Origin of the sequence: Saccharopolyspora sp. (assembly GCF_017434145.1) — a bacterium.
Taxonomy (GTDB): domain Bacteria; phylum Actinomycetota; class Actinomycetes; order Mycobacteriales; family Pseudonocardiaceae; genus Saccharopolyspora_C; species Saccharopolyspora_C galaxeae.
The window spans coordinates 1-2719 of the sequence record NZ_JAFRFW010000259.1; the positions used below are offsets into that span (position 1 = coordinate 1).

Genomic DNA, 2719 nt, shown 5'->3' on the forward strand with positions numbered 1-2719 from the left:
ATCGACGGTCAGCAGCGCGGCCACCGACCCGAGCAGCCCGGGCACCCGGTCACCGGCGGCCAGCAGCGCGCCCGCGCCGTCCTTGCGGTTCAGGCCCATCGACAGCGCTTCGACGCGGGCCTTCCAGGAAGCGATCTCCCGCTCGGCGGCGCGCTCTTCCTTCACGAGCTCTTCCACGCGCGCCCGCGCCGCGTCGCGCGCTTCGGCCGCGTTGACCCGGCGTTCCTCCAGCCCGGCGTCGTCGGATTCCTGGCCACCGGTTTCGGCTTCGGCGTCGGCGTAGGCGGATTCGGCGACCTCGGCGCGTTCCTGCGCCTCGGCCAGCGAGGCGGTGAGCCGTTCCAGCTCGTCGCTGGTGGCGCTGACCTTGCAGCGCATCGACTCGACCTGGCCGGACAGCTTCGCCACGCCCTCGCGCCGGTCGGCGATCGCGCGCACCGCGGCCATGTGCTCCCGCTCGGCGTCCTTGAGCTGCGATTCGAGATCGGCGCGCCGGCGCTCCACCTCGCCCAGCGCCTCCCGGGCGCGTTCGACCTCCTCGCGCAGCTCGATCTCCTGCTCGGCGGCTTCGGCGGCTTCCTCTTCGAGCTGGTCCGGGTCGCGGCCGCTGCGTTCTTCGACGTTCTGCGCGGTGAGGTGCTTGTGCCGCTCCTCGGCCAGCCGCAGCGTGGAGTTGAGCCGTTCTTCCAACGCGGAGAGCCGGTACCAGGTGTCCTGGGCGCGGTTGAGCCGCGGCGCGTCGGCGGCGACCTTCTCCTCCAGCCCCTTCTCCTCGGACTGGGCGAACTGCAGGTTGCGCTCGACCTCGGCGCGCTTGGCCTTCGCGTTCTCCTGGTCGGCCTGGTCGCGGGCCAGTTCGGCGCGGGCGCTGACCAGGTCGTCGGCGATCAGCCGCAGCCGCGCGTCGCGCAGGTCGGCCTGCACGGTCTGGGCCTTGCGCGCGATCTCGGCCTGCTTGCCGAGCGGTTTGAGCTGGCGGCGCAACTCGCCGGTGAGGTCGGTCAGCCGGGTGAGGTTGGCCTGCATCGCGTCCAGCTTCCGCAGCGCCTTCTCCTTGCGCTTGCGGTGCTTGAGCACGCCCGCGGCCTCTTCGATGAGCCTGCGGTGCTCGTCCGGCTTGGCCTGCAGGATCGAGGCCAGCTGGCCCTGCCCGACGATCACGTGCATCTCGCGGCCGATGCCGGAGTCGGACAGCAGCTCCTGCACGTCCATCAACCGGCAGGTGTTGCCGTTGATCTCGTACTCGCTGGCGCCGTCCCGGTACATCCGGCGGGTGATCGAGACCTCGGTGTACTCGATGGGCAGCGCGCCGTCGGCGTTGTCGATGGTGAGCGTGACCTCGGCGCGGCCCAGCGGCGCGCGCCCGGAGGTGCCGGCGAAGATGACGTCCTCCATCTTGCCGCCGCGCAAGGCTTTCGCGCCCTGCTCGCCCATCACCCAGGTCAACGCGTCGAGCACGTTGGACTTGCCGGAGCCGTTCGGGCCGACCACGCAGGTGATGCCCGGTTCGAAGCGCAGCGTGGTGGCCGACGCGAACGACTTGAACCCCTTCAGCGTCAGGCTCTTCAAGTGCACGGCTGCGATCGACCTTCCCGCGAGTCTGTGCGTGCGGCGTTCGCGCGAGCGTACCCGGCGCGGTGCGGGCTATTGCGGATAACCACGCAGGACGCGGGAGCTCTCAGCGCTCGACGAAGCCGTCCAGGCCGCCTTTCGGCTCCGTCCACTGCTCGCCGACGTGCTCCACCCGGCCCGGGGTTTCCGCGGAGCGCAGCGCGGCGAGCAGTTGCTCGCACGCGTGGCGGGGACCTTCGGCGACGACCTCGACCTTGCCTGCGGGCAGGTTGGTCGCGCTGCCGACCAGCCCCAGCTCCAGCGCCTTCGATCGGGTGAACCACCGGAACCCGACGCCCTGCACGTAGCCGTGCACCCGGGCGGTGAGGCGGGCGTCGCCGGAGTCCCTGCTCGCGGAATCGCTGCGGTCGGTCACACCCGCATGATGCCCGCTGCGGCGCGGATGCGGCCGACCCGCCCCCGCCTCCTTGATCAAACCGGCTGCGCACGGGGCCCACCCGGCGGCGGTGGCCCGCGCACCGGCGGCTACCGTGTCCGCTGATCCAGGAGTGATCCACGCGGTGCTGGACGTCCGACTTCGCCGGTCGAGGTCCGTACCGGGTCAGCGGCACGGGTTCGCCAGTCCGTGCCGGTGGGACTTCGAGGGCGGGAACGTTGATGGACCCTTTCGCACCGGACGCCGATGGGGCGCAGCCCCACGCCGAGCACCCGGACGCGCGGCCGCGCCGGTTCGTGCTGTGGGTGACCACCGGGGTCGTGGTCGCCACCGGTTTCGCCACCACCGCCGCGCTGGTCGTGGGCGGTCAGCAGCGCAACGACGTCAGCTCCGAACTCCCGCCAGGGCCTGCGGGGACGACGCTGGTCACCACCGACGGGTATCCGGGCACGCGGACGTCGGAGGCGCCGCCGGTGCTGGTTCCGCCGCCGATGGCGCCGGGCACGACTTCTTCCCCGAGCAGTTCCACGAGTTCTTCCGAGGAGTCCGAGGAGTTGCCGCCGCCACCGGAGACGACTTCGGAGTCCCCGCGGCCCACCGGCACGCCGACCGAGTCGCCGACCCCGCCGCAGCCGACCACGCCGCCGACCACGCCGAAGCCGCCGCCTCCGCCGCCGACGACCGATCCGCCCCCGACGACTCAGCCTCCGC

Annotated in this window: 3 protein-coding genes; 1 reads left to right on the top strand and 2 read right to left on the bottom strand. The window is 72.3% G+C overall.

All coding sequences use genetic code 11. The annotated features are described in order from the left end of the window. A partial coding sequence (locus IJH84_RS07250) for an AAA family ATPase (protein ID WP_295141818.1) occupies window positions 1-1575 on the bottom strand: 1575 nt, incomplete at its 3' end. A gap of 103 nt (window positions 1576-1678) precedes the next feature. After that, entirely contained in the window at window positions 1679-1987 is a 309-nt protein-coding gene (locus IJH84_RS07255) for an acylphosphatase (RefSeq protein WP_295141821.1), read from the bottom strand. A gap of 242 nt (window positions 1988-2229) precedes the next feature. On the opposite strand from IJH84_RS07255, the gene IJH84_RS07260 reads away from it, so the two are divergent. Beyond that, window positions 2230-2719: hypothetical protein (locus IJH84_RS07260; protein WP_295141823.1), on the top strand; the 490-nt coding region annotated here is incomplete at its 3' end.